Genomic DNA, 25,976 nt, shown 5'->3' on the forward strand with positions numbered 1-25,976 from the left:
GCAACTGATATTTAGCTTAAACCTGACTGCTGATTGCTGAAACGTATTCATCAGTACAAGAGTGCGACGCAACCAAAGTATAATAGCACCACAAAAACTTGCTACAAAAACTCAAACTCATAACTTCAACATATTAATTATTCAAACACGCTTTATGAAATACTTTCTTGTAGTACTAACTGCTGCCATCATTGCATCATGCAATCAACCCGCTGCTGAACAATCGAAGAGCGTTACGGTGCAGGATTATTTTGCGCCGCATGATTCAGGCGTGCAAAGTGCCGGTATAAAAATGATCCCGATAGAAACGCCGGTTGGAAAATTCAATGTATGGACAAAAACAATTGGCAATAATCCGCGTATAAAAGTGTTGCTGCTGCATGGCGGACCTGCCATGACGCATGAGTACATGGAGTGTTTTGAAAGTTTTTTTCCGCGTGAAGGTTTTGAAATGATAGAATACGACCAGCTTGGCTCTTACTATTCTGATCAACCTACAGACAGCAGTTTGTGGACGACAGATCGATTCGTTGAAGAAGTAGAACAGGTACGTAAAGCACTTGGTTTAAGCAAGGACAATTTGTATTTGCTTGGCAATTCATGGGGTGGCATTCTTGCCATGGAGTATGCATTGAAGTACCAGGATAATTTGAAAGGTCTTATCATCTGCAACATGATGGCAAGCTGCCCTGATTATGGTAAATATAATCTTGTATTGCAGCAGCAGATGAATAACACAGTTGTTGACAGTATTATGCTTTTGCAAAACAAAGGGCAAACATCTAATCCAAGATATGAAGCGTTGCTTGAAGGTTATTACAATGAACATCTTTGCCGCATTGTGCCAAACCCTGATCCTGTGCAGCGTGCATTTAAACATGCTAACATGACTATCTATACTATGATGCAGGGACCAAGCGAGTTTGGTATATCAGGCAGGCTTGCAAACTGGGATATCAAAGACAGACTAAAAGAAATAAAAGTGCCCACGCTTACAGTTGGTGCAAAGTTCGATACCATGGATCCTGATCACATGAAATGGATGAGCACACAGGTACAGAATGGCACTTATTTATATTGCCCCGAAGGCAGCCATCTTGCCATGTGGGATGATCAAAAACATTTTTATCCCGGCGTTATAAAGTTTATTAAAGATGTAGATGGTGGAACGTTTAAGAAGGGAGAATAAATTTTTGTTACGGACTGCAGTGCTTATGGCATCTTCGTTGTGTCACTCACTTGTGCGGTTGAAAATTAAATGGGCAGAAACATCAAATCTTCTCTTTCACATTTAATGCATCTCTTAGTCCATTGCCCAATAAATTAAATGCGAGTACCAACAACATAATTGCAATGCCCGGCTCTAATGCAAGCATGGGGTTATTGGTAATAATAAAATTATAATTCTCTTTTATCATTAAACCCCAGCTTGGTTGTGGTGGCTGCACACCGACACCCAGAAAGCTAAGGCCCGCTTCAATTACAATAGCAGATGCAAAATTACTTGCAGCAATTACCATAACCGGTCCGAGTATATTTGGTAAAATATGCAATACAATTGTTCTTGTATAAGAGAACCCTAATGCTCTTGTTGCTTCTATGTATTCCAGCTCACGAACGGCAAGAACTTGTCCGCGTACAAGTCTTGCAACATTTACCCACATGGTCAACCCAACAGCAATAAAAACCTGCCAGAAACCTTTCCCTAATAATAAAGTGATTGCAAATACAAGCAGCAATGTCGGTATACTCCAGATAACATTAATGAGCCACATGATTACATCATCAACCCACCCTTTAAAGTAGCCTGCTAATGCACCAAGTAAAATACCTATGGTCAAAGAAATGATTACGGTTATTAATCCAACACTTAAGCTAACTCTTGTACCAACAATAAGACGACTGGCAATATCTCTTCCAAACTTATCTGTACCAAGCGTAAACTTTTGTTCAATAACAGGTATTGCCGCAAGTTGCGATAAAGAGAAACTTACACGTTCTGTGATACCATCATCAATAAATTTTTGTGCGATAATACTGTCAGTGGTTTTTGAATAAGAAACAACAGGAACAAAACTGTAAGTATCGGGTTCGCCGTTTAAAAGCTTTTCAAAAAAGTTTACATGTGTAGCAGCAGCACTGTCTTTTTTTATTTGCACGAGTTGAATAGTAAAGCCCGCTTTCTTATTCGCAATTTCAGGAATGATCCTGTTTGCATAAGGCGAATTATCCGGCGCAATAAAGTAAGCAAACATTGCAGCTACAAAAGCAATGAGGATAACAACAGTTCCAAAAACAGCTCCTTTGTTTTTCAGTAGTCTTTTGATGAAAGCGCTTTTGTATGTATAAGATTTGAACAAATTTTGATAAAAAGAATTTCACGCAAAGATGCAAAGTTTTTAAGGCACAGGGAGACTTTGCGGTTTTACTACCATGTTTCTTTGATGAAATATTTTTGCAGTACAAGGGTGCGACGCAACCAAAGCCTAATACTTATTCAAAAGCATGACACATACACTTCTTTGAAAATGAAAATTATTTTATGTCTTCAAAGTCTATATACTCGCCATCTGTCGTGGTTGTATTTTTTGTAGAAGAAGGTTTTGATTGTTGAGTTGGATTTTGAGCCTGTTGCTGCTGTTTGCGCATTTGTTCTTCCTGCATGCGGCGCATCTCATTTACCTGGCTTTTAAAATGCGAAGTCGTTCTGGCAACGGGTACTACAAAGTCGAAGACCAGTTTATAGATCAGGTATAAAATTAATATGGTTACAACTACTTCTATCATTGCTATTGTTTAAACGGCCATCATTTCTTTCTCTTTGGCGGCAAGATGTTTATCAACCAAACTTATATGCTTGTCGGTTATGTTCTGTATATCTTTCTCTGCATCCTTTGCTGCGTCCTCGCTTAAGCCATCTTTCTGCAGTTTCTTTATATGCTCTATAGAATCGCGGCGGATATTTCTAATCGCAACTTTTGAATGCTCGCCTTCTGCACTTGCTTTTTTAAATAGATCTCTTCTGCGTTCTTCGGTAAGTGGCGGAAGAAAGAGGCGTATCTGAACACCATCATTCTGTGGCGTAATGCCAATATTTGCCTGAAGGATTGCTCTTTCAATTGGCGCCAGCATATTTTTCTCCCATGGTTGTATACTAACCGTTCTTGCATCAAGCACACTAATATTGGCAACCTGGTTAACAGGGGTTGCCGACCCGTAATAATCAACCGAAATACCATCCAGCATGGAAGGAGTTGCTTTGCCAGCCCTTATTTTAGTAAGTTCTGTTTCAAGATGTGCGATAGCTTTTTGCATTGATGATTCTGCATCTTCCGTTATCAGCTCCAGTTCTTCCAGTGACATATTACTTGATTTAAAGTGCAGCAAAACTAATAATAGCTGATGCAATGACAAAATGCCCGGAGGATTTTAATAATTCCTTTCGATAATTTACCGTGTAAGGGCAAGTTTTATTATTCTGCTTTGGTTTTAGGCGGATGTATATTCAAGCTCTCGGGGTTGGATTTTTTGGGAGCGATCTTACTCACATCATTCTCATCACCATACAGCGTAAGCACTTTTGCATCGGCTCCAATTCCGTCTTTGGATTGCACAACATGCAATGGATTAAAAGAGGTAAGGAATTTAATAACAAACACTCCACTGAAGAACAGCAGGGTTAATATACCGGCAACCAGGTTAATATTAAGGTCGTTGACAAAATAACCCACAGCTGTAAAAATAATACTTGACAATAACATGGTTACTGTTACCTGGGTATGATTAAATCCTTTATTTAACAGAAGATGATGTATATGATTACGGTCCGGTGCAAAAGGGGATGCTCCTTTCGTAAGCCTGATAATAAAAACACGCAACACATCAAGCATCGGAATAAGCAGGATACTAAACCCTAATGCAAATGAAGAATATACAGAAATGCCAGTAGTAAAGGTCCCTTCTTCGATAAGCCGTATAACAAGTATAGCGTTTACCAGGCCAATCAGCATAGATCCGGAATCACCCATAAATATTCTTGCAGGGGGAAAATTAAATACAAGAAATGCCATAAGTGTGCCAGCCATAGAAAAACCAAGAATAGCATAAGGCATATCGCCTTTCAGATAAAAAAATAATCCAAAGAAAAAAGAAGATGCTAGCCCTAGTGATCCTGCCAGACCATCTACACCATCAATAAGGTTAAATGAATTTATAATAAGCAGTATTGTAAAAAAGGTGAGTATATAACTTACTGAATTGCTTATTTCGTAAAATCCGCCAAGCCCCTGCAAATTAGTAATCAGCAAATGTGATTTAGTAGTTACAAGCAGTGCCACCAATAATTGACCTGCCAATTTCTTAAGAGGATGAAGAACAAATAGATCATCTATAACACCCAGCATAAAAATAATAAAAAAAGCGGCCAGGTAATACTGGAATGCAGAATCTCCAATTCTGAAATCTGATACGAGAAGAAGGCTGATTGACAGGCCTGCAATCATACCCACACCACCAAGTGAGGAAACTGAATTCGTGTGTGTTTTTCTTTCATCGGGCTTGTCGTAAAGCTTATTTATTCTTGCAACTCTAATGATAAAAGGCATTAATAAGAAAGTAATAATATAAGCAATGAACATCCCTACAGCAACTAAAATCATTTAGGGTAAATTTTAATGATCAACTGTTTTTCCTTCATACGGCAATACAGCAGCGATCAAAACCATCACGAAAATAGAGTATAATTTTTAAAAAAACTTAAAATAATATTCCTTTTACACAAGCATGCTATTGCAGTAGGTAAACGTTTATCCCTTAGATTTGCACACCTAAAAGGCGAACATGAAATCAGTAACCGAATTAAAAGATATTGCCACGCAAATACGCAGGGATATTGTAAGAATGGTGCACGCTGTTCAAAGTGGCCACCCCGGTGGTTCTCTTGGCTGTACAGATTTTTTTACGGACCTTTATTTTAATATTATGAAACATGATCCATCCTTTAACATGGATGCTTTAAATGAAGACGTTTTCTTTTTATCCAACGGTCATATTTCACCGGTATTTTATGCAACGCTGGCACGCTCAGGTTATTTTGATGTAAAGGAGTTATCCACTTTTCGTAAGCTAGGTTCAAGGTTGCAGGGCCATCCGGCTACGCATGAGCACCTTCCCGGTATAAGAGTAGCAAGCGGTTCTCTTGGTCAGGGGATGAGCGTGGCTATCGGTGCGGCACTTAGTAAAAAATTAAATGGCGATACCCATATTGTATATTCATTGCATGGCGATGGAGAACTGGATGAAGGACAGATCTGGGAGGCAGTCTTAAGTGCACCGAATTTAAAAGTCGACAATCTTATCAGCACAATAGATTGGAACGGCCAGCAGATCGATGGCCCTACCAGCAAGGTTATGAATCTTGGAGATCTGCATGCCAAGTTTGAAGCATTCAACTGGCAGGTTCTTGAAATGGATGGAAACGATATGGAGGATGTGATTGCCACCCTTAACAAAGCGAAATCTTTAACTGGGAACGGTCGCCCCATTTGCATTCTCATGAAAACCATAATGGGTAAGGGCGTCGATTTTATGGAAGGCCATCACGAATGGCATGGCATTGCACCAAATGATGAACAGCTTGCAAAAGCATTGGCACAATTGCCCGAAACACTTGGAGATTATTAATTCCTAAAATATTTTTATTTAAAGCAGTCTTTTTTAAAGGCTGCTTTTTTATTTTTTATACAGGCATTTGGTCTTCTTGGCATCGCCGGTTGTGTCACTCACTTCAGCGTCCCGAAAATTTATGAGCAAAGCGCAAGGCATTTCGATAATTTATTTCGTCTTGTGCATTATCTCTTATAGTAATTTCAACTGCATATATTAAATTGAACTTATGATAGTGGACCAGCTGCTTCTTATTATCGGATTGCTATTTTGTGTGTCTATGCTTTCTATGCTTAGCGAGAAACTACACATTCCTTATCCCATTTTTCTTGTGATAGCAGGCTTATTGATCAGCATTATACCAGGTATGCCTGTTATAAAACTCGATCCAAATCTTGTCTTCCTCATTTTTCTGCCGCCCTTACTATACGCAGCAGCATGGAATACTTCCTGGCATGAGTTCTGGTCCGCAAAAAGACCGATCTCAATGCTCTCATTCGGACTTGTTATTTTTACATCAGGAGCCGTTGCCTTTGCAGCTCATGCAATGATACCAGGCTTTTCACTGGCAATGGGCTTTTTATTAGGTGGCATCATTTCTCCTCCCGATGCTATCGCGGCTACAAGTATTATTCAAAAGCTAAAAGTGCCGAAGCGGGTTGTTACCATTCTTGAAGGAGAAAGCCTGGTTAATGATGCATCGAGCCTTATTGTTTTTCGTTTTGCATTGGCAGCTATTTCAACAGGACAATTTGTTTTCTGGAATGCAACTGGAGATTTCTTTCTTGTTGTTATCATGGGCATTCTCATAGGTGTTGCTATTGCACATATCATTTATGCTTTGCACCGGTTTTTGCCAACCACCCCCAGCATTGATACAGCCATTACACTTATTTCTCCGTATCTCATGTATATAACTGCCGAGCATTTTCATTTTTCAGGCGTGCTGGCGGTAGTAAGTGGCGGTTTGTTTCTTACATTCAGGTCTCATGAAATTTTTTCTTACGATACAAGGTTACAGGCCATCAGTGTTTGGCAAACATTGGTATTCCTGTTAAATGGAATAGTGTTTATTCTTATCGGTCTGCAACTACCGGAGATCATTAAAGGGCTTGATAATTATTCGATAACTGAAGCAATAACCTATGCAGTAGTTATTAGTTTGCTTACAATAGTTATACGACTGCTTTGGGTTTACCCAGGTGCATATATTCCAAGATTTCTTTTTAAAGGCATAAGAGAAAAAGAAGCTAACCCCGGCTGGAAACTTATTTTTATAACCGGCTGGAGTGGCATGCGTGGTTTAGTGTCACTTGCTTCCGCATTAGCCGTACCGCTTGTATTAAATGATGGAACTGCATTTCCGCACCGCAACCTTATTTTGTTCATCACCTTTGTGGTGATATTGTTTACACTTGTTCTTCAGGGTTTAAGTTTGCCGTGGATCATACGCAAATTAGGGATCGAATCAACAGAGTCTCCTCAACAACAAGAGAGAGAAATAAGATATAAATTGGCAGTTGCTGTACTTAAGCATTTAATAAATAATTATTCGGATGAAACAGAAAACATTGAAGCTTACAAAAGAGTAAAAGAACGTTATGAACGTATGGTTGAAATTGCAGAAAAAAAATTAGATGCAGCTGAGGTAAAAGACGAGCCTCCTTCTTTTTTACCTAACTATTATAAAATGCTTTACGAAATGATCGAGGTAAGAAGAGCGCAGTTAAATGAAATGCGTAATTCAAAATTATATAGCGATGAATTATTACGCGAAAAGGAAAGAGAACTTGACCTGGAGGAAGCCAGAATAAGAAAATAAAATTTTTTCTCCCTTTCATAATGTTTCATGAAAAAGAATGAATTGCTCAATAATGAATAGAAAGTACAAGAGTGCGACGCAAGTGAGGCTTAATAGTGTTACTACAACCTGGCTCAATAATTTATTCAATAATAATTTTAGTAAGATAAAACATGTCGGGATCTATTACCGGTAAGGTGCTGCTCTTAATCGTAATTCCTTTTTTATTAATCATCGCTTTCTTCAACCCGTTGGTTGTTGCAATATCAAGCGGAAGCGCCATATCAATATTGCCCAGGCTTACATTATATTCAGTAAGGCCTGTTCGCTTTACTAATATCTCTAGTTTATTTGTTGTGCGCAGATACAAGTTGAATAGCGGCTTTAGATCTGTGCCTTTAGTCTTGCTGAAAAATTGTTCAACATCATCTGTATTTACCAGGTTATCGTAATTATATTTAGCATTTGTAGCAAACTGTTTTAATGTGGGGAAAAAAATACTGTCACCAAGTACATAACGCAACGTATGCATAAAGAATGCACCTTTACCATAAATGTCGGCATGATAAGCTTGCTCTTCATCGATATCTTTTCCAATCACAATAGGCTGTTTATTTTCAAAATGCAGTGAGCTGTTTTTAAACCACTTTATATATGCGGCTTCTCCTTCCATTTCCCGTGTATATAATGCATCTCCAAAACTACAGATGCCTTCGTGTATCCAGTAATCAGCCCAATCTTTTGCTGTTATTTTATTGCCCCACCATTCATGGCCAAGTTCGTGATGCATCAGCCAGTCAAAGTCTTTGCCCCCGATCTTTGTGTACCTGAATTTATTGCCATACGCATTCATAGTTTGATGTTCCATACCAAGATGTGGTGTTTCGGCGATTCCTATTTTTTCTTTTATCCACGGGTATTCACCAAAATATTTTTCCTGCACATGCATTGATTGTTCAAAAACATCTAGATGATGTTCTGCCATGGCTGCATGCTCCTGTAACACGTAAAACTGCATGGGTACTGTGTTGTCATTTATAGTTATATAATTTTTGCTTACAACTTTGTAATTGCCAATATTAAAAACAATGCTGTAGTTGTTGATGGTATAATTTGTTTTCCAGTAATAAGTTGCTTTGTCTCTTTTCTTTGTTATTTTTTGCAACAATCCCGGCCCTGCTACTACAAGATCCTTGGGTACGGTTATAGTAAGATCAACACCTTCATTCGGTTCATCAGATGGATGGTCTTTGCAGGGGTAATACAATTTCCCACCTGTTCCTTCTGCTGTAACAGCAATCCACGGATGACCACTTGAATCTTTTGTCCAGGTAAAGCCATCATCCCATGGTGGCCGTATAGCTACATGTGGTTTGCCATTGTATTCAATTTTTACAGCAGCTTTGCCTGCAGGTAATTCCTGTGACAGGTTAATAGTAATGAGGTTATTCTTATAAACAAATTTTTGATTTTTATCATTAACGGTTATGCTTTTAATATTGAATGAATCAAGCAGATCAAATAACAAAATGCTCGTCGGCTGAAGCATATCTACATCAATAATAGTATACCCCCTTATAGTGTGTTGCTGCACATCTACATCGAGTGCAATGGTGTAATGTCGAATATCCATAACAGCCTGTTCCGGCCTAAGCTTTCCTCCTGATGTAAAGGTTGATTGAGCCAACAAACTATCCACAAAAAAGACAAATAAAAACAGACAGGTAAGCCGCATAAAAAGTTTATTTTAAAAATTATTATGAGTGTATAAGTATTATTAAATGGTAGCGAAGAAACCCTTTACTACAAAATATAATCAGCTATCTAAGCTCTTCGAAAGCGCCTGTTTGCCGGTTTTTGCGCACGTTATCCCAATTAAAATACCGGCCATTCATAGCTACAAAAACACCATGCGGAAGGCTTTGTACAAAAGCCAAGGCGCTACCCATATTAAACAATCCATCAGAGCTACCAAACTTGTATGGTATCATGGCGCCTGTTAGCACAATTGTTTTTTTCATAGCTTTTGAAGCCAGCACTTTTGCGGTTTCTGCCATCGTATCTGTGCCGTGTGTAATAATAATTTTATTCTCTGCTGCTTTTAGACAATTCTCTGCTATCAGGTTCCGGTCTGCATCTGTCATCTCAAGACTATCGATCATCATAAGCGTACGTATCTCAACAGGAATGCGGCTGCGCCCCAGTTTCAACAATTCGCTCATATGTGTATCTTTAAAAAAAAGCTGCCCGGTAATTTCGTTGTATTCTTTATCAAATGTTCCACCTGTAATAAAAATGCGTATAGACATAACTCATAATTATACAGTGAATGTAGTAAGCTTTTGCCATTTATTATGGCTGTGATTTTGGAGCCAGCGGTTCGAATACAATTAAGCATTCGTTGCGTCGCACTCTTGTGCGCCTCTATATTTATTAAGCAAAATATTAGTTATTTATTTGTGCAGAAAGGAACAGGTAGGGGTCAAGAGAAAATTCCCTTTCTATAACAAGAGGTTCTGGGCATAACTCCAGCTGTATAAAAGCATGGCCTTGCCTTACAAGCCACAAATATAATTTTTCTTCTTCATGAATATCATTGGGTATTTCAGGTAAAAGTTCATGCAGTATTCCGTTCCAGCAATCGGCTTCTTTCAGCATTTGTTGCTTTGTCAGATAATTTTTTTTGTCCATAATATTATCACTGCACCATTCTCTGTCAACGAATGTTGTGCCCGTCATAATTAGAATTTCTTTCTGTGTAGAGATCGCTTTCATACAAATAAGGTACAAACTAAATACCAGATTACATAACACTGTGCTTAAATAATTATCTATTGATTTCGGGCAATATTGTGATAAAAAAATTGCACAGTGTGTAGCTGTAAATAAACAGTGCGGTAATAAGCTATTAAATTTCTGATATATGAATACTCATTTATCCGGATTGTGGTGTACCTGATTATTATCTACTTTTGACGCCTCAATAAATTACATGCAATTAAGATTTACCTACAATAAAAAGAAAGTTTTGCAGGCATTACGTTATCATTTTATATGGCAACCGGAAATAAGAATATTACTTATTGTTGTTATTATTTTTGATATTATTTCTGCAGTGCTTTATATGATTGGTAAAGTTCGGCCTGAACCCTTTTTGCTGGGCTCTTTTATCTGGTTGGTATTTATTATTTCTTTCTGGTTTATGCTGCCAAATAATATTTATAAGAAGTCTGCCACTTTCCAGGATAATTTTTTAATTGATTTCGGCAACAGTGCGGTAACCCTGCAAAATGAAAGAGGACATATGCAGTGGCAATGGGGCCAGTTCACAAAATTTATTGAAAGCCCTCATTTTTTCCATCTTTATTTTTCTGCCAAGTCTTTTTTTCTTGTTCCAAAAGATAATATGGATGATGATTTCAGGCATAACCTGCGGGGATTGCTGAATGAAAAAATTCAGCAAAATAAATAATTTATTATCCAGGCCATGTTTAGTTAAAACAGGAAATTGTATTATACTCAGTTCAACAAAGAATTAAATGCTGAAGAGTGCGACGCAACCAATGTTTAATTATTACTCAAAGTGTCTGGTATCAAGAATTGCGATTTAAAGTTCTTTTTCCATAGCAAAATGCGGTATGGTTACTTCTAAAAATTCATTGCCTGTTTTTGAATAACCAAGCTTTTCATAAAATCCAATTGCAGTTTTCCTGGCATGCATAATTAATTTTTTGTACCCGAGATCCCTTGAAATATTTTCAGCAAACTGCATAAGTACCTTGCCAATACCTTTTCCCTGCAATCCTGATATTACAGCCATTTGTCTTAATTGGATAGTGGTTTTATCTTTAGGCACAAGCATACAACATCCTTCCAGCTTGTCATCATCAAAACAACCCACATGAATATTTCCTTTCTCACTTTCCAGTTCCTCCTGTGTAAACGACAGTCCAAGCGGTTTTCTCAAAATATGATAGCGCAGGTCTACCATTTGTTTATACTCTTTTGTGCCGTAGTCGATGATTTTTACTGCCATAGCTAATGATGAGACTTCAATTTAATGATTTTTGAGTAAACCGGATATTTTAAACATCGTATTTACAAAGCATTTTATCACTTTTAAACAAAAAAAACTTAACTTATTGCTAATTGTCCAAAAATTATATTTTTGCACCCATAACAAAACATAAAACAATGTCAGACATCGCAACAAGAGTTAAGAAAATCATTGTAGATAAATTAGGAGTAGACGAAGCAGAAGTTACTACAGAAGCTTCTTTCACCAATGATTTAGGCGCTGATTCTCTGGATACCGTAGAGTTAATAATGGAGTTCGAAAAGGAATTCAACATTTCAATTCCCGATGAGCAGGCTGAAACCATTACTACAGTTGGTCAGGCTGTGACTTACCTAGAAGAACATGCTAAATAGCAAATAATCCCCGGTTAAGATATTTTTATTTAAATCCGCCATGCACATGCTTTGCACTGCGCATGGCGGATTTTCTCTCAATCTAAGGCACGTCATATGGAGCTAAACAGAGTAGTAATAACAGGAATAGGCATTATTTCACCAATAGGCAATAATCTTGATGACTATTGGAATAATCTGGTAAATGGTGTTTCTGGTGCCGGTCCAATCACACTCTATGATGCTTCCAAGTTCAAAACCCGTATTGCCTGTGAGGTAAAAGGATTCAAACCCGAAGACTATCTTGATCGTAAAGAAGCGCGCAAAGTAGATCGCTTTACCCAGTTTGGATTGGTTGCAAGTGATATGGCCATGGCTGATGCTGGTTTATCAAAGGATAATATTAACCCTGACAGGGTAGGTGTTATTTTTGGCAGCGGTATTGGTGGTGTACAAACCTTTCAACAGGAAGTGTCTGATTTTGCCAGGGGGGATGGAACGCCAAGGTTTAGTCCCTTCTTCATTCCAAAAATGATTTTGGATATTGCCTCTGGCCAAATATCTATGCGTCATAATCTTCGTGGTCCCAACTTTGCCGTGGTTAGCGCCTGCGCTACCAGCACTAACTGCATAATGGAAGCATACAATCTCCTCCGCCTGAATAAGGCAGACATTATACTTGCGGGTGGCAGCGAAGCAGCGGTTATTGAAGCGGGCATGGGTGGTTTCGTTTCTATGAAAGCCTTAAGCGAAAGAAATGATGATCCCACAACTGCAAGCCGCCCTTATGATAAAGACCGTGATGGTTTTGTAATGGGCGAGGCAGGTGGTATTATTGTAATGGAAACATTAAAAAGCGCAATTGCAAGAGGTGCAAAGATTTACTGCGAAGTAGCAGGAACAGGTGCAACAGCAGATGCCTTTCATGTAACAGCCCCTCATCCTGAAGGTCTTGGTGCACGGAATGTTATGAAAGCAGCTCTCGAAGATGCGGGTATGCGCCCTGAAGATATCGATTACATCAATACGCATGGTACCTCAACTCCTTTGGGAGACGGTGCTGAAGTAAAAGCTATTCTTGGTGTATTTGGAGAGCATGCCTATAAACTTAATATCAGTTCTACTAAATCTATGACTGGCCACTGTCTCGGCGCTGCCGGCGTTATTGAAGCTATCGCCTCTGTAATGAGTGTTGTTCATGATATAGTGCCTCCAACCATTAATCACTTTACCGATGATCCCGACATCGACTCCAGATTAAACTTCACTTTCAATAAAGCGCAGAAAAAAACTATACGTGCCGCCCTTAGTAATACTTTTGGATTTGGTGGCCACAATGCATGCGTAATTGTAAAAAAATACGTAGCTTGACCATTGTGAATTTCCTTAGAAAAATTTTACAGTCTTCGTCCAACCCATCGTTTGCAAAGCAATTAGAAAATGTGCTGGGTGTAAAGCCCGGTAATTATACGCTGTACCAAACTGCACTAAGTCATCGTTCCGTTAAAGAAGGCGCCGATGAAAATAATGAACGACTTGAATACCTCGGAGATGCAGTGCTGAGCGCTATTATAGCCGATTACCTTTTTAAAAGATATCCATATAAAGGCGAAGGTTTTTTAACCGAAATGCGCAGCAAAATGGTAAACAGGCAACAGTTAAACGAAGTTGCACTGAAGATGGGTTTAAAGAAACTTACTATGTATAATAAGTTCGATAATGCGCTTAAATCGAGCCAGATATTTGGCAATACATTAGAAGCTGTTGTTGGTGCGGTTTATCTCGATAAAGGTTACAAGAAAACACAACAATGGGTACTCAAACGCATCGTTATTCCACACTTGTTTGTTGAGGATCTCGAACTGATCGATATTAATCTCAAAAATAAACTCATTGGCTGGGCAAGCAAGAATGGTAAGAACCTTGGCTTTGAAACGGTACAGGAAAAACTGGAAAACGGTCGCCGTATTTTTACAATAGCTGCCGTGCTTGACGGCGAGATACTCTCTGAAGGAAAAGGCTTTAATAAAAAAGATGCCAGCCAGGTTGCAGCACAACTTGCTATAGAGAAGTTGGGTTTATAATTTTTGTTACCCGCCTCTGTACTTTGTAGCATCACCTGTTGTGTCACTCACTTCAACGTTCAGATCATTAATGTACAGGAAGTTCACGAGTGCGACGCAACGAAGATGCCACATGATATAATGCAGGACTTATAAAATTCTCATATACTTTTCAGTAAAGCATTTTTGTTTTCGTGCAAATGCATGATCAATTCTCCAAACAAAGTGTTTGACCATGCAAACCATTTACGCGTAAATTTTTTTGGATCGTCTTTGTGAAAAGACTCGTGCATAAAGCCTGTACCTGCATGTGTTTTTGTTAACCATTGCACGCATTGCTTTATTTCTGCGTCGTTAACGCTGGTAAGTGCACGCATAGTAATACTTAATGGCCATATCATATTCATGCCTGCATGCGGACCGCCAATACCTTCTGCAGCCGTGCCCTTGAAGAAGAAAGGATTATATGAAGAGAGCAACAATTTTCTTGTGCTTTGATAAAGCGGATCTGTTGACGAAACAGCATTCAGATAAGGCAACGAAAGAAGACTTGGCACATTTGCATCATCCATAAGATTGAAGCTGCCAAAGCCATTTACCTCATACGCATACACTCTACCCATTTGTACATGCTGGACAATTGCATATTGTTTCAGTGCATTGTTTACTTCTGTTGCAAGTTGTGTGCATTCATTTGCAAACTTATTATCTCCACTGATTTTACTGATCATTTCTGCCGCTTGTTTCAAAGAAGCAACTGCAAAAAAGTTTGAAGGAATTAAGTAAGGAAAGATAGTGGCATCATCACTTGGGCGGAACATAGAGCAGATTAGACCAACAGGTTTTACAGGATAACCATAACCACTCAGCGGCACGCCATCTGTTGCCCATGAAGTATTTCTTTGAAATATATAAGGACCTTCGCTTGTTTTTCTTTGCTGCTCTTTAAATGTTGTTACAGTTAGTTCAATTGCTTTGATCCAGTCAATATCAAAGGGGACATCATCGCCGGTAATTTTCCAATAATTATATGCAAGACGAATAGGATAACATAAAGAGTCTATTTCCCATTTTCTTTCATGAATGCCAGGCTTCATGTCGGTGATATCTGTTTGTTTCCATTCGCTGATCTTATTTTCATCTTTATAAAACGCATTGGCATAAGGATCTTTCAAAATGCATTTTGTTTGCCTGTTAATCACACCCGCAATCAACTGTTGCAGTTTTTCATCTTCTTTCATTAATGGCAGGTATGGATAAACTTGCGCACTGCTGTCGCGCAGCCACATGGCATCTATGTCACCGGTTATGACATACGTATCAGGCTTGCCATCGATCATTTCAAAATCAACAGTTGTATCAAGTGTATTTGGAAAACAATTTTCAAACAGCCAGCCTAGTTCCTGATTGGGAATATCTTTCTTGATGCGTTGAATAGCTGCTTCAACTGCTTCGCTTGTAAATTTTCTTTGCGCAAGCGGAGGTCTGTTACTTGTAAACTCGAATTTATTCTTTGCAAAAAGATTATTGCTTAATAATAATCCTGCACCAACTATGCCTGCTGATTGTAAAAAATCCCTACGTGTGTTCATGATGAATTTTTTGTAATGATCGTTACCAAATGTAAGTACAAACTATGTTGGTTATGGCGCAATCTTTCTCATTTTACATTCAAAATTTATCTCTTCTGCTCTCTGTGTATATTTGCAGCCGAATTATGAACAGGAAATCTACGCTTCATACCATATTATCTCCAGGTCTTTTAGATCTTTACGAAGTAAAAGACAGTATTGTTGTTATCATTGATGTTTTTCGTGCTACTTCAACTATTGCCACTGCATTGTATAATGGTGCGACTAAAATTATTCCCGTAGCACAAGTTGAAGATTGCATTGCTATTGGCAAAAAATTGAATGCTATTACTGCCGGCGAAAGAGATGGAAAAATAATTGAAGGATTACAGCATGGCAACTCGCCTGCAGAATATTCTGCTTCTTTTATAAAAGGAAAAACATTGGTGCTTACGACAACCAATGGCACGAAGCTTTTGCATATGGCGTTAGAAAGTGGCGCGTCTGAAGTTGTTACAGGATCATTTCCCAATCTTTCTGCGGTGTGTGATCATTTGCTTGCGATGAATAAAAATGTAATTCTTGGTTGCTCTGCATGGAAGAACCGTTTCAATCTTGAAGACACACTATTTGCAGGCGCAGTTATTAATAGAATAAAAGAAAATTTTATTATGCATTGCGATAGCAGTCTTATGGCTGAAGATATGTACAACATGCATAAGCAAGACATGTACAGTTTCATTCGTAAAACCACGCACTGGCACAGGCTTGCTTCCTATGGTCTCGAAAGCGATCTTGAATATTGTGTAACACCAGATGTTGCGAATGTCTTGCCACAGTATAAAGATGGTGCTTTAATCGTGGAGTAATTTTTTGAGCCGGGCTTCGGAATAACTATTAAGTTTTTACTTGCGTCGCACTCTTGTACGCTTTGCTCAATACTGAACAGGAAGTACAATTGAGTGACACAACGAAGAAGAATAAAGAACAGAAAGCTTAGCTCATAATTTTATCTACAGCCTTCTTCAATGTTTCTTCTCTCTTGGCAAAACAAAAACGTACTACTTTATTGTCTGTTGCTTCTTTATAAAACGCACTTATCGGAATGGCAACAACACCTTTCTCTTTTGTTAATCGCATAACAAAATCTTTATCTGTTTCATTGCTGAATCCTGCATAACTATAGCACTCAAAATAACTGCCATGCGATGGAATTAATTTGAACGGTGTTGCTTGCATTAATGTTCTTAAATAATCACGCTTCTGCTGCATTTGATCACCTAACGATAAATATGCATCTTCATTCAACAGATATTCTGCAAGCGCAAACTGCACGGGTGAATTGCACGAGAAGCAATTAAACTGGTGCACTTTTCTAAACTCTTTCATAATATCTGCGGCGCTTATACAGTAACCAATCTTCCATCCTGTGCAATGATATGTTTTGCCAAAAGAAAAACATACGAAGGCTCTTTTCAACAATTCAGGATAAAGCAAAATACTTTCATGACGAATGCCATCGAAGATCAAATGTTCATACACTTCGTCACTGACAATATAAATAGAAGTGCCATCAACAATTGATTGCAATTGCGTCATATCATCTTTGCTCAGCACTGCGCCGGTTGGGTTGTGTGGCGAATTAATAATGATGGCTTTAGTTTTTGCATTCACTTTTTGTTTCACTTCATGCCATGGAATATTGTAAGTTGGATATTGTAGTGAAATGCGGATCGCTTTTGCACCATTGATCTCAATATTTGGAATATAGCTATCATATGCCGGTTCAAAAACGATCACTTCATCGCCTGCATGTAATATTGTTGTAAGTGAAGTGTAAATGGCGTATGTGCCGCCGGGTGTAACAGTTATTTGCGCAGCGGCATCAATAGATGTTTGATATAATTTTTCAATCTTTGCTGCAATACGTTGCGTAAGCAGCGGCAAACCATTCATGTGCACATATTGATTATGTCCATCCTGCATGGCTTTGTTTACAAGATTGGTCAACTCACTGCTCATTGGAAAATCAGGAAAGCCCTGACCAAGGTTGATAGCATTGTGTTCAACGGCAAGCTGGCTCATAACAGTGAAAATAGTAGTGCCAACATCAGGAAGTTTGGAAATCATATATGCAAGTAAATTTTCGTGTTTTCTGCTCAACAATAATGAGTGTTGCACAATGAAACTATTGTACAAGTGTGCGACGCAACAGCAGATGCACAAAGCTTTACAGCTGAGTACATAAAAAAGAAATGAATACTAATAAATAATCTGGTTTCCATTAACAGAAAGTATTAATTCTTTTCTTTCAGCAGCTTCTGTGTGGCCAACAATCTTTGCATCAATTCCTAATTGTTTAGCTGCATCAATCATTTTTATGGCAGCATTTTCATTGGTAAAAATTTCGAGGCGGTGGCCCATGTTAAATACCTGGTACATTTCGCGTTCGTCTGCACCGGAATTTTCCTGGATCAATTTAAAAATATATGGCGCTTCGAAAAGATAGTTCTTTACAACACGTAAAGGCTGAGGCAGGTATTTCATACACTTGGTTTGGCCGCCGCCACTGCAATGTATCACACCATCAATGTTTTCGAAATATTCTTCCAACAGTACTTTCATGAGCGGAGCATAAGTGCGGGTAGGAGAAAGCAGAAGCTTACCGATATTGACTCCCGTTTCAGTAATGTCGCTCATTTTATTTTTACCAATATATACTACTTCATCACTCAGCGTTGGTTCAAATGTTTCAGGATATTTTGTCGCATAGTATTTCTGCAGCACATCATGTCTTGCACTCGTTAATCCATTGCTACCAAGCCCGCTGTTGTATACTGTTTCATATGCCGACTGGCCATAACTTGCAAAACCAACAATTACATTGCCTGGCTTAATATTATCGTTTGTGATAAGTTTATTTTTTGGCCAGCGTGCCGTCATAGTTCCATTAACTGCAATGGTACGTACAACATCGCCAACATCTGCAGTTTCACCACCGAGATAATGAACGTTTACACCGAATTTTTTTAGTTCATTAAAAAACTCCTGTGTGCCATTAATTACTTGCTCAAGCACTTCGCCAGGTATGATGGTTTTATTACGATCAATGGTGGAAGAAAATAATAAATTATCATAGACACCTACACACAGAAGATCGTCAAGATTCATAGCTACAGCGTCCTGTGCTATTCCTTTCCATACACTTATGTCGCCGGTTTCTTTCCAGTATAGATAGGCCAGGATACTTTTTGTGCCGGCACCATCAGCATGCATGATATTTACAAAATCATTATCCCCGCCTATGAAATCGGGATACATTTTGCAGAAAGCGTTTTTGTATAAACCCTGATCGAGTTTCTGAATGGCGGCGTGTACTTCTTCTTTCTGGGCGGAAACTCCGCGTTTGGTATATAGCGACATTTGAGATTGCAAATTTGAGATTGCAGATTGCGCTGCAAAAGTAAGTCTTGCTGCCTTAAAGAACGACTGCTAATTTTCTGATCCCTTTAATGCCATGGGACTTATATTTGCGCCACTCTATGCAGGTTCATTCTAATATAAACATGTTGCCTGTTTTCAGGAATGCTGTTGTTACCATCGGCACTTTTGATGGTGTACATACCGGTCACCAGCAGATCATTGCACAATTGAAACAGGAAGCCGCAGAGATCGGCGGCGAAACGGTTATCATTACATTCCATCCGCATCCCCGGAAAGTAGTAATGCATAAAGAAGTTTTTATCCTTAATACATTAGCCGAAAAAATAGAATTGCTACAGGAAAAAGCAATAGATCATTTGGTTGTGGTACCATTTAATGAGCATTTTGCGCAACAAACAGCAAAAGAATATGTAGAGCATTTTTTATTTGAAAGATTTCATCCCCATACAGTGATAATCGGGTATGATCATCGTTTTGGGCAGGGCCGCAAAGGTGATTATCATTTGTTGGAAGAGTTTGGCGGGAAGCTCGGTTTTATAGTAAAAGAAATTCCGGAACATGTTCTGAATAACATTGCCGTTAGTTCTACCAAAATAAGAGAAGCGCTTTTGAATAGTGATGTGACTACCGCTAATAATTATCTTGGTTATGATTATTTCTTTGAGGGCACTGTTATCGAAGGCAATAAATTAGGTAGAACACTTGGCTACCCAACAGCCAATTTGCAAATTGAAACAACAGAAAAATTAATTCCCGGAAACGGCGTATATGCAGTAATAGCAGCCATTGAGCAGAGTTCATATAAAGCCATGATGAATATTGGTGTGCGTCCAACTGTAGATGGCACAAAGCGCATGATTGAAGTAAATATTTTTGATTTTAACCAGGATATTTACGGCAAAATTCTGCGCGTATATATAAAACAATATTTGCGTGGCGAAGTTAAGTTTAATGGTCTTGATGCTTTGAAAGAACAGCTGGCTCTTGATAAAATTTCTGCGCTAAAAGTATTGTAGTTTTATAGCGAGCTGTTGGGTTTTTATGGCATCGCCGGTTGTGTCACTCACTTCGAGGTTCGGAACTTTTATCAACAAATAACTATTATGGGAATTTTGCTCTACTAAAAGTTACTCTATGTACACTAGTACAAGTGAGTGACACAAGGGACGATGCCATATTTGCTACAAGTCGCAACCAAAATAATTTCTTTGTACTCTTCGTTTTATTAACACTTCCTGCCGCAATTGGATAACTGCAAAAATGATAAATCATTAAATTTACAGGATGGCAGGTCGTATCATAAGAAAATTTACAAAATGGGTTTTTCTTGTACTTAATATTATTTGCTGCATCCTGTTTTTGCTTTCTTTACTTGCTTTTTTTATAAGTCCTGCACAATGGGCGCCTATAGGTTTTCTTTCGCTTGCTGTTCCTTACGTAGCAGTAATACTATTATTGTATATTATTTTCTGGCTGATAGCAAAACCCTGGCTGGCATTACTTCCTTTTATAACGTTACTGATCGGTTGGAACCAATTGGTAGTAATTGTTGCATGGCATCCATCGAAAAGTTTTAATGAAAAAAGAACCGATACAAGTAACAATTTACGTGTAATAAGCTGGAATGTTCGTGGTATGTATGGTATAAGCAACAGTGCATACACGCAGCAACGTAATCGTACGGAGATAGCCAATTTAGTAAATAAGCTTGACGCTGATGTTGTATGTCTGCAGGAGTTCGCTAACATTATTAATATTAAAAACCCGGATGATGAGAATATTGGCCTGTTAAAAAAGAAATATCCTTATTATTATTTTTCAGAAGATTTTAAAACCAACTCTGCAAAATATTTTTCCGGAACTATTATATTTTCAACACACCAGCTTATATCTCCTGTAAAAATAAAATATCCGGGCCGCCGTGCGGAAAGTCTCATCTATGCAGACATAGTAAAAGGAGGCGACACCATAAGAATATTTACCAGCCACTTACAATCTTTTGAATTTACCCAGGAAGATTATGCTAACATAGAAAAAATAAAAGAAACAGATGCAGAAGTGCTTGATGCTTCAGAAAGCATTTATTCTAAAATGAAAACAGCTTTTGCAAGAAGAAGTAAACAGGCAGAAATAGTAAAAGCTGAGCTGGATAAAACCCCATATGCTTCTGTTATGTGCGGAGATTTTAATGACGTACCGAATTCCTATACTTATTTTCATATAAGGGATAAAAGGCAGGATGCCTTTCTTTCTTCGGCCTTCGGTATTGGCAAAAGCTATAGTGCACTTGCGCCTACGCTTCGTATTGATTACATCATGCCAGATGACCATTTTACAATAGACCAGTTTGAAATGGTAGACGAAGGCCTTAGCGACCATCATCTTTTGGTTGCCGATATTAGTATGAAAAAATAAAATATCTTCGCTGTACTATGATCCACTCCTCAATATATTGTTGTTGTTGCTGTTGCTAAAACATCAGCATTTTTTGCTCGCTCTAATCTTAAACAACTCAACAATAAAATATCAATAATCAAACGCATGTCACTCAAAGTATATAATTCATTAACAAGACAAAAAGAAGTATTCGAACCTATTACAGCAGGCCACGTCGGTATGTATGTGTGCGGCCCAACAGTTAGTGGCGAAAGCCATCTTGGTCATGCACGTCCCTATATAACCTTCGATATTATTTATCGCTATCTCATGTATCTCGGTTATAAGGTTCGTTATGTGCGTAACATTACAGATGCAGGGCATTTTGAAGAGGAAGGCCGTGAAGCAGAAGATAAGATCAGTAAAAAAGCAGTACTTGAAAAACTGGAACCGATGGAACTGGTGCAGAAATACACCAACCTCTTTCATAAAGCCATGAGGGCTTTTAATAATATTGATCCAAGCATTGAGCCTACTGCCACTGGCCATATAGTAGAACAGATTGGAATGATAGAAAAGATCATTGCGGACGGTTATGCCTATGTTGCCAATGGCTCTGTTTACTTTGATGTGGAAAAATACAATGAAGACTTTTCAAAAAAAGGAATGCCTTATGGAATACTCAGCGGACGTATTTTAGAAGATATGCTTGAAACAACAAGAGAACTGGATAACCAGGAAGAAAAACGTAACAAGGCAGATTTTGCTTTGTGGAAAAACGCACCTCCCGAACATATCATGCGTTGGAAAAGCCCGTGGGGGGAGGGTTTCCCGGGATGGCATATTGAATGCTCTGCTATGAGTGTAAAATATTTGGGTGAGCAATTTGATATTCATGGTGGCGGTATGGATCTTCAGTTTCCTCATCATGAGTGTGAGATTGCGCAAAGCTCTGTTTGCAATCATGTTATGCCTGCACGCTACTGGCTGCACAATAACATGATCACCATTAACGGAAGAAAGATGGGTAAGAGCTATAACAATGTTATAAAGTTTACAGAGCTCTTTTCCGGTAATCATCCTGCATTGGAGCAGGCTTATCATCCCATGACTATTCGATTCTTTATTCTTCAAACACATTACCGATCTACGCTCGACTTTAGTAATGACGCTTTAAAAGCAGCAGAAAAGGGTTTGAAACGTTTATGGGAAGCTTATGATAATCTTAAAAATCTTTCAACTGATAATACTGCTGACTCTGCAGATAAAGAACTGGAAACAAAAGTGCAGAAACTTACAAGCGAATTTGATGAATTTATGGATGATGATTTCAACACGGCAAAAGTGCTCGCTAACATATTTGAACTCGTGCCTGTTATCAATGGCATAAAGGACAAACATATTTCAGCAGTAGCGTTGAGTGGTAACATCATTACACAATTACAAAAGAAGCTGAAAGTTTATTTAGAAGATATTTTTGGATTAAGGAATGAAGCTGCAACCGATGATAGTAAGCTCGATGGCGTTTTGCAGGTATTGATTACCATGCGAAAAGAAGCAAAGAACCGTAAAGATTATGTAACCAGTGATAAAATTCGAAAAGAGTTAGAATCGTTGGGCGTAATGTTGAAAGATGAAAAGGATGGCAACATCAGTTATACTTTAGCATAATTTTTTAACCCATGCAACAGAATATAAATTAAGCTTCCGTTGCGTCGCACTCTTGTACGTTTTATCCATTGCTCAATAATGTTCCGACCGTACAAGTGAGTGACACAACGGAAGGTGCTATAAAATTTGCAGTTTGTCCACAACACTCTTTTTTTGAATTTGTATTTTGAATAAAATTTTTATTTATGCTTGAGCCATGGCGCACGGGAATAGTGATTAAACTTGAAGATGTAACCCCTTCTACAAGACGTTTCTGGATACAAATTCCCGAGCTTGAAAAATTTGATTTTAAACCCGGCCAGTTCGTAACACTTGATCTACCCATACACGAGAAAAAAAATAAAAGATGGCGCAGCTATTCTATCGCCTCGGCGCCAGATGGCACCAATGTGTTTGAATTGATCATTGTTTTGCTGGAAGAGGGTACAGGTACCACTTATCTTTTCAAAGAAATAAAAGAAGGTTCGGAAATTTTATTACGAGGACCACAGGGTGTATTTACTTTACCAGAAACAATCAATGAGGATCTTTTTCTAATCTGCACAGGCACTGGTATTGCACCTTTTAGGTCTATGGCACATTATATTCACAAACATAATATTCCGCACAAAAATCTTTATCTCATTTTCGGTTGCAGAAAAGAATGCGATGCCTTATACAGAGATGAATTAGAAGAGTTAGAAAAACAGATGCCCTCTTTTCATTATTTACCGACTTTCTCCCGTGAAGAACCCGAAGCAAATAAAAGAACGGGTTATGTGCACAATGTTTATGAGGAAATATTGAGCACAGGAAATATTGAAGCTAAGTTCTTTTTGTGTGGTTGGAAAAACATGATTGATGAAGCAAAACAAAGAATAACCGGGCTTGGGTATGACCGAAAAGATATTCACCTGGAGTTATACGGTTAACTAATATCAGGAGACTTTTAATTCCACTTTCGGGACCGTTGACGCGTTACTGAATTTTGCTTTTTCTTCCCTAAGCTCTGCCAGCTGTTTTTCGAGATCAAGGATACGAGAATGATTTGCGAGCATTTCATCTTCAAGACTAATAACTCTTTTCTTGTTTCTGGCAATAGCAGCCGATTTAATTAAAAATCCCACAGCAAAACCGCCTATACCTGCAACCGCCGTCATAAAGAATATGTTGGACGTAGACGGGGTTAAAATGTTGAGCATTTCTGTCATATTATTACTTTTTCATTTAGGGGAGGTAATATTTAAAAACGGGATTTATCCTAAAAAGGTTTACTTAAAGATTTTTAAGTGCTGAATTATAAAAAGGTATGTTCCGTTTTTGAGCAACCGTACTACGTAAAAATACCATTTATATTATAAAAATTTACTTATTTCCTGTTTTACTTCGCTAAGTTTAATACGTCTTTGCTCCATGCTGTCTCTTTCCCGAATCGTAACAGTTCCATCTTCTTTGGTCTGGTGATCAATTGTTACACAAAAAGGCGTACCAATGGCATCCTGTCTGCGATATCGTTTCCCGATGGCATCTTTCTCTTCATAAAAACAGCGAAAATGTGGTTTGCACTCATCCATTAACTGTCTGGCTAATTCTGGCAGACCATCTCTTTTAACCAAAGGTAGAATAGCAAGTTTATTAGGTGCTAGCTTAACCGGAATTCGCATCACCACCCTTCTATCCTGAGATCCATCCTCTTTGGTAATCGTTTCTTCATCGTATGCCTGGCTCATGATCAAAAGGAACATTCTATCTAAACCGATGGATGTTTCTATAACATATGGAATGTAGTTGCCATATGGTTTTCCGGTCTTTTCATCTATGTCATTGTCGAAATAATTCTGCTTCTTTTTGCTGTAAAGCTGGTGCTGGCTCAAGTCAAAATCACTACGACTATGAATACCTTCCACCTCTTTAAATCCTATTGGGAATTCATACTCGATATCGCAGGCCTCTTTTGCGTAGTGGGCAAGTTTTACATGGTCGTGAAAACGATATTTATCTGCAGGAGTCCCCAAACTCAGATGCCAGGCCAGCCTTTCTTGTTTCCAGTATTTGTACCATTTACTTTCTGTACCCGGGCGTACAAAAAATTGCATTTCCATTTGTTCAAACTCACGCATACGGAAAATGAACTGGCGTGCAACTATTTCATTTCTAAACGCTTTACCGGTTTGTGCAATACCAAAAGGAATTTTCATCCTTGCGGTCTTTTGCACATTGAGGAAGTTTACAAAAATGCCTTGGGCTGTTTCAGGGCGCAGGTAAATAATACTATCCTCGGGATTATCAGATGCAATTGCACCAAACTCTGTTTTAAACATAAGGTTAAACTGGCGAATATCAGTCCAGTTGCTGGTTCCGCTTATGCTACAGGAGATCTTATTATCGTCTATTAATTGCTTTAACCCAGCAAAATTATCCTTTGAAAGTAGTACATCCATTTGGGAAAGCAGGTCTTCTGATTCCTTTTCTTTTCCCGCTTCTTTTAGCTTATCTGCATAAGCTTCAATCAAATGATCAACACGATAACGCTTCTTGCTATCCTTGTTATCGATCATCGGGTCGCTGAAATTATCCACGTGCCCGCTGGCTTTCCACGTTGTCGGATGCATAAAAATAGCTGCATCAACGCCCACAATATTTTCGTGCATTTGCGTCATGCTTTTCCACCAATAATCGCGGATGTTCTTTTTAAGCTCGCTGCCCCACGGACCATAATCATATACAGCACTTAACCCGTCATATATTTCGCTGCTGGGAAATACAAAACCGTACTCTTTTGCATGGGCAATTATCGCCTGGAACCTGTTTTCCTGTTGCATACTCATAGGGCGGCAAAGATAAAAGAGTTTACAGATTGTATTTATGAGCACCTGGATACTTTTTAATAAGCCGTACCTTTTTTCAAGCGGTCGAGAATTGTGGTACCAATTTTTGCGTACAATTTTCAATTCCGCAGATAAAAGTTCGTTCTTCAGCAACCGGGAATAAGAGCAT

Annotated in this window: 25 protein-coding genes; 12 read left to right on the plus strand and 13 right to left on the minus strand. The window is 38.5% G+C overall.

The genetic code is table 11. The annotated features are described in order from the left end of the window. Positions 1 to 154 precede the first annotated feature (154 nt). Entirely contained in the window at positions 155 to 1,189 is a 1,035-nt protein-coding gene (locus FRZ67_RS12485; RefSeq protein ID WP_147189884.1) for a proline iminopeptidase-family hydrolase, read from the plus strand. Between the two features lie 82 nt (positions 1,190 to 1,271). Here the strand turns inward: FRZ67_RS12485 and FRZ67_RS12490 are convergent, their stop codons facing one another. From FRZ67_RS12490 to FRZ67_RS12505, 4 genes are all read right to left on the minus strand, one after another. Further along, positions 1,272 to 2,360, minus strand: a complete 1,089-nt coding sequence (locus tag FRZ67_RS12490; RefSeq protein ID WP_147189885.1) for an ABC transporter permease — start codon at positions 2,358 to 2,360, stop codon at positions 1,272 to 1,274. A 175-nt stretch (positions 2,361 to 2,535) separates the two neighbouring features. Next, on the minus strand, positions 2,536 to 2,787 hold the full coding sequence (locus FRZ67_RS12495) for a DUF4834 family protein (RefSeq protein ID WP_147189886.1): 252 nt from the start codon (positions 2,785 to 2,787) through the stop codon (positions 2,536 to 2,538). A 9-nt stretch (positions 2,788 to 2,796) separates the two neighbouring features. Beyond that, the gene (gene frr, locus FRZ67_RS12500) at positions 2,797 to 3,363 is read right to left on the minus strand and encodes a ribosome recycling factor (RefSeq protein WP_147189887.1); all 567 of its coding nucleotides are present in this window, start codon (positions 3,361 to 3,363) and stop codon (positions 2,797 to 2,799) included. 110 nt (positions 3,364 to 3,473) lie between these two features. Continuing rightward, positions 3,474 to 4,658 (minus strand): MraY family glycosyltransferase, encoded by a 1,185-nt coding sequence (locus FRZ67_RS12505; RefSeq protein WP_147189888.1) that lies wholly within the window; start codon positions 4,656 to 4,658, stop codon positions 3,474 to 3,476. 181 nt (positions 4,659 to 4,839) lie between these two features. On the opposite strand from FRZ67_RS12505, the gene FRZ67_RS12510 reads away from it, so the two are divergent. Both FRZ67_RS12510 and FRZ67_RS12515 read left to right on the plus strand, forming a co-directional pair. After that, the gene (locus FRZ67_RS12510; RefSeq protein ID WP_147189889.1) at positions 4,840 to 5,682 is read left to right on the plus strand and encodes a transketolase; all 843 of its coding nucleotides are present in this window, start codon (positions 4,840 to 4,842) and stop codon (positions 5,680 to 5,682) included. Between the two features lie 211 nt (positions 5,683 to 5,893). Next, entirely contained in the window at positions 5,894 to 7,486 is a 1,593-nt protein-coding gene (locus FRZ67_RS12515; protein ID WP_147189890.1) for a Na+/H+ antiporter, read from the plus strand. A 121-nt stretch (positions 7,487 to 7,607) separates the two neighbouring features. Here the strand turns inward: FRZ67_RS12515 and FRZ67_RS12520 are convergent, their stop codons facing one another. The 3 genes from FRZ67_RS12520 to FRZ67_RS12530 all read right to left on the minus strand — a co-directional run bounded on the left by FRZ67_RS12520 (position 7,608) and on the right by FRZ67_RS12530 (position 10,240). Continuing rightward, positions 7,608 to 9,200, minus strand: coding sequence for a M1 family metallopeptidase (locus tag FRZ67_RS12520; RefSeq protein WP_147189891.1), 1,593 nt, complete (start codon positions 9,198 to 9,200; stop codon positions 7,608 to 7,610). 85 nt (positions 9,201 to 9,285) lie between these two features. Beyond that, the gene (locus tag FRZ67_RS12525) at positions 9,286 to 9,774 is read right to left on the minus strand and encodes an asparaginase domain-containing protein (RefSeq protein ID WP_147189892.1); all 489 of its coding nucleotides are present in this window, start codon (positions 9,772 to 9,774) and stop codon (positions 9,286 to 9,288) included. Between the two features lie 136 nt (positions 9,775 to 9,910). Then, entirely contained in the window at positions 9,911 to 10,240 is a 330-nt protein-coding gene (locus FRZ67_RS12530) for a hypothetical protein (RefSeq protein ID WP_147189893.1), read from the minus strand. 217 nt (positions 10,241 to 10,457) lie between these two features. Here FRZ67_RS12530 and FRZ67_RS12535 point away from each other — a divergent pair, with 217 nt between their 5' ends. Beyond that, a complete protein-coding gene (locus tag FRZ67_RS12535) occupies positions 10,458 to 10,937 on the plus strand; it encodes a YcxB family protein (RefSeq protein WP_147189894.1) in 480 nt (159 codons plus the stop codon). 135 nt (positions 10,938 to 11,072) lie between these two features. Here the strand turns inward: FRZ67_RS12535 and FRZ67_RS12540 are convergent, their stop codons facing one another. After that, a complete protein-coding gene (locus tag FRZ67_RS12540) occupies positions 11,073 to 11,501 on the minus strand; it encodes a GNAT family N-acetyltransferase (RefSeq protein ID WP_147189895.1) in 429 nt (142 codons plus the stop codon). 158 nt (positions 11,502 to 11,659) lie between these two features. On the opposite strand from FRZ67_RS12540, the gene FRZ67_RS12545 reads away from it, so the two are divergent. The 3 genes from FRZ67_RS12545 (at position 11,660) to rnc (ending at position 13,959) form a co-directional block, all read left to right on the plus strand. Next, entirely contained in the window at positions 11,660 to 11,896 is a 237-nt protein-coding gene (locus tag FRZ67_RS12545) for an acyl carrier protein (protein ID WP_147189896.1), read from the plus strand. A gap of 96 nt (positions 11,897 to 11,992) precedes the next feature. Beyond that, a complete protein-coding gene (gene fabF / locus FRZ67_RS12550) occupies positions 11,993 to 13,246 on the plus strand; it encodes a beta-ketoacyl-ACP synthase II (RefSeq protein WP_147189897.1) in 1,254 nt (417 codons plus the stop codon). 5 nt (positions 13,247 to 13,251) lie between these two features. Continuing rightward, entirely contained in the window at positions 13,252 to 13,959 is a 708-nt protein-coding gene (gene rnc / locus FRZ67_RS12555) for a ribonuclease III (RefSeq protein ID WP_225975594.1), read from the plus strand. 140 nt (positions 13,960 to 14,099) lie between these two features. On the opposite strand, the gene FRZ67_RS12560 is transcribed toward rnc, so the two are convergent. Continuing rightward, positions 14,100 to 15,530: a glycoside hydrolase family 125 protein gene (locus tag FRZ67_RS12560; protein WP_147189899.1), complete on the minus strand. Its 1,431-nt coding sequence runs from the start codon at positions 15,528 to 15,530 to the stop codon at positions 14,100 to 14,102. 125 nt (positions 15,531 to 15,655) lie between these two features. On the opposite strand from FRZ67_RS12560, the gene FRZ67_RS12565 reads away from it, so the two are divergent. After that, positions 15,656 to 16,378, plus strand: coding sequence for a 2-phosphosulfolactate phosphatase (locus FRZ67_RS12565; RefSeq protein WP_147189900.1), 723 nt, complete (start codon positions 15,656 to 15,658; stop codon positions 16,376 to 16,378). A gap of 127 nt (positions 16,379 to 16,505) precedes the next feature. Here FRZ67_RS12565 and FRZ67_RS12570 read toward each other — a convergent pair whose 3' ends face one another. Together FRZ67_RS12570 and FRZ67_RS12575 are read right to left on the minus strand one after the other, a co-directional pair. Next, complete coding sequence (locus FRZ67_RS12570; RefSeq protein ID WP_147189901.1) at positions 16,506 to 17,639, minus strand: methionine aminotransferase; 1,134 nt, start codon at positions 17,637 to 17,639, stop codon at positions 16,506 to 16,508. 132 nt (positions 17,640 to 17,771) lie between these two features. Further along, positions 17,772 to 18,932, minus strand: a complete 1,161-nt coding sequence (locus tag FRZ67_RS12575) for an AIR synthase related protein (protein WP_147189902.1) — start codon at positions 18,930 to 18,932, stop codon at positions 17,772 to 17,774. A gap of 119 nt (positions 18,933 to 19,051) precedes the next feature. Between FRZ67_RS12575 and FRZ67_RS12580 the strand changes: the two genes are divergently transcribed. From FRZ67_RS12580 to FRZ67_RS12595, 4 genes are all read left to right on the plus strand, one after another. Further along, on the plus strand, positions 19,052 to 19,969 hold the full coding sequence (locus FRZ67_RS12580) for a bifunctional riboflavin kinase/FAD synthetase (protein ID WP_147189903.1): 918 nt from the start codon (positions 19,052 to 19,054) through the stop codon (positions 19,967 to 19,969). Between the two features lie 268 nt (positions 19,970 to 20,237). After that, positions 20,238 to 21,368 (plus strand): endonuclease/exonuclease/phosphatase family protein, encoded by a 1,131-nt coding sequence (locus FRZ67_RS12585; protein ID WP_147189904.1) that lies wholly within the window; start codon positions 20,238 to 20,240, stop codon positions 21,366 to 21,368. A gap of 126 nt (positions 21,369 to 21,494) precedes the next feature. Beyond that, entirely contained in the window at positions 21,495 to 23,000 is a 1,506-nt protein-coding gene (gene cysS, locus FRZ67_RS12590; RefSeq protein ID WP_147189905.1) for a cysteine--tRNA ligase, read from the plus strand. A gap of 185 nt (positions 23,001 to 23,185) precedes the next feature. Beyond that, positions 23,186 to 23,911 carry a ferredoxin--NADP reductase gene (locus FRZ67_RS12595; RefSeq protein WP_147189906.1) on the plus strand — a complete coding sequence of 242 codons (726 nt, stop codon included), beginning with the start codon at positions 23,186 to 23,188 and terminating at the stop codon, positions 23,909 to 23,911. Positions 23,912 to 23,917: 6 nt separating this feature from the next. On the opposite strand, the gene FRZ67_RS12600 is transcribed toward FRZ67_RS12595, so the two are convergent. Beyond that, on the minus strand, positions 23,918 to 24,190 hold the full coding sequence (locus FRZ67_RS12600; protein WP_147189907.1) for a hypothetical protein: 273 nt from the start codon (positions 24,188 to 24,190) through the stop codon (positions 23,918 to 23,920). A gap of 144 nt (positions 24,191 to 24,334) precedes the next feature. Beyond that, positions 24,335 to 25,807: a glycine--tRNA ligase gene (locus tag FRZ67_RS12605; RefSeq protein WP_317131420.1), complete on the minus strand. Its 1,473-nt coding sequence runs from the start codon at positions 25,805 to 25,807 to the stop codon at positions 24,335 to 24,337. Positions 25,808 to 25,976 lie beyond the last annotated feature (169 nt).

This window comes from Panacibacter ginsenosidivorans, assembly GCF_007971225.1.
GTDB classification, from domain to species: domain Bacteria; phylum Bacteroidota; class Bacteroidia; order Chitinophagales; family Chitinophagaceae; genus Panacibacter; species Panacibacter ginsenosidivorans.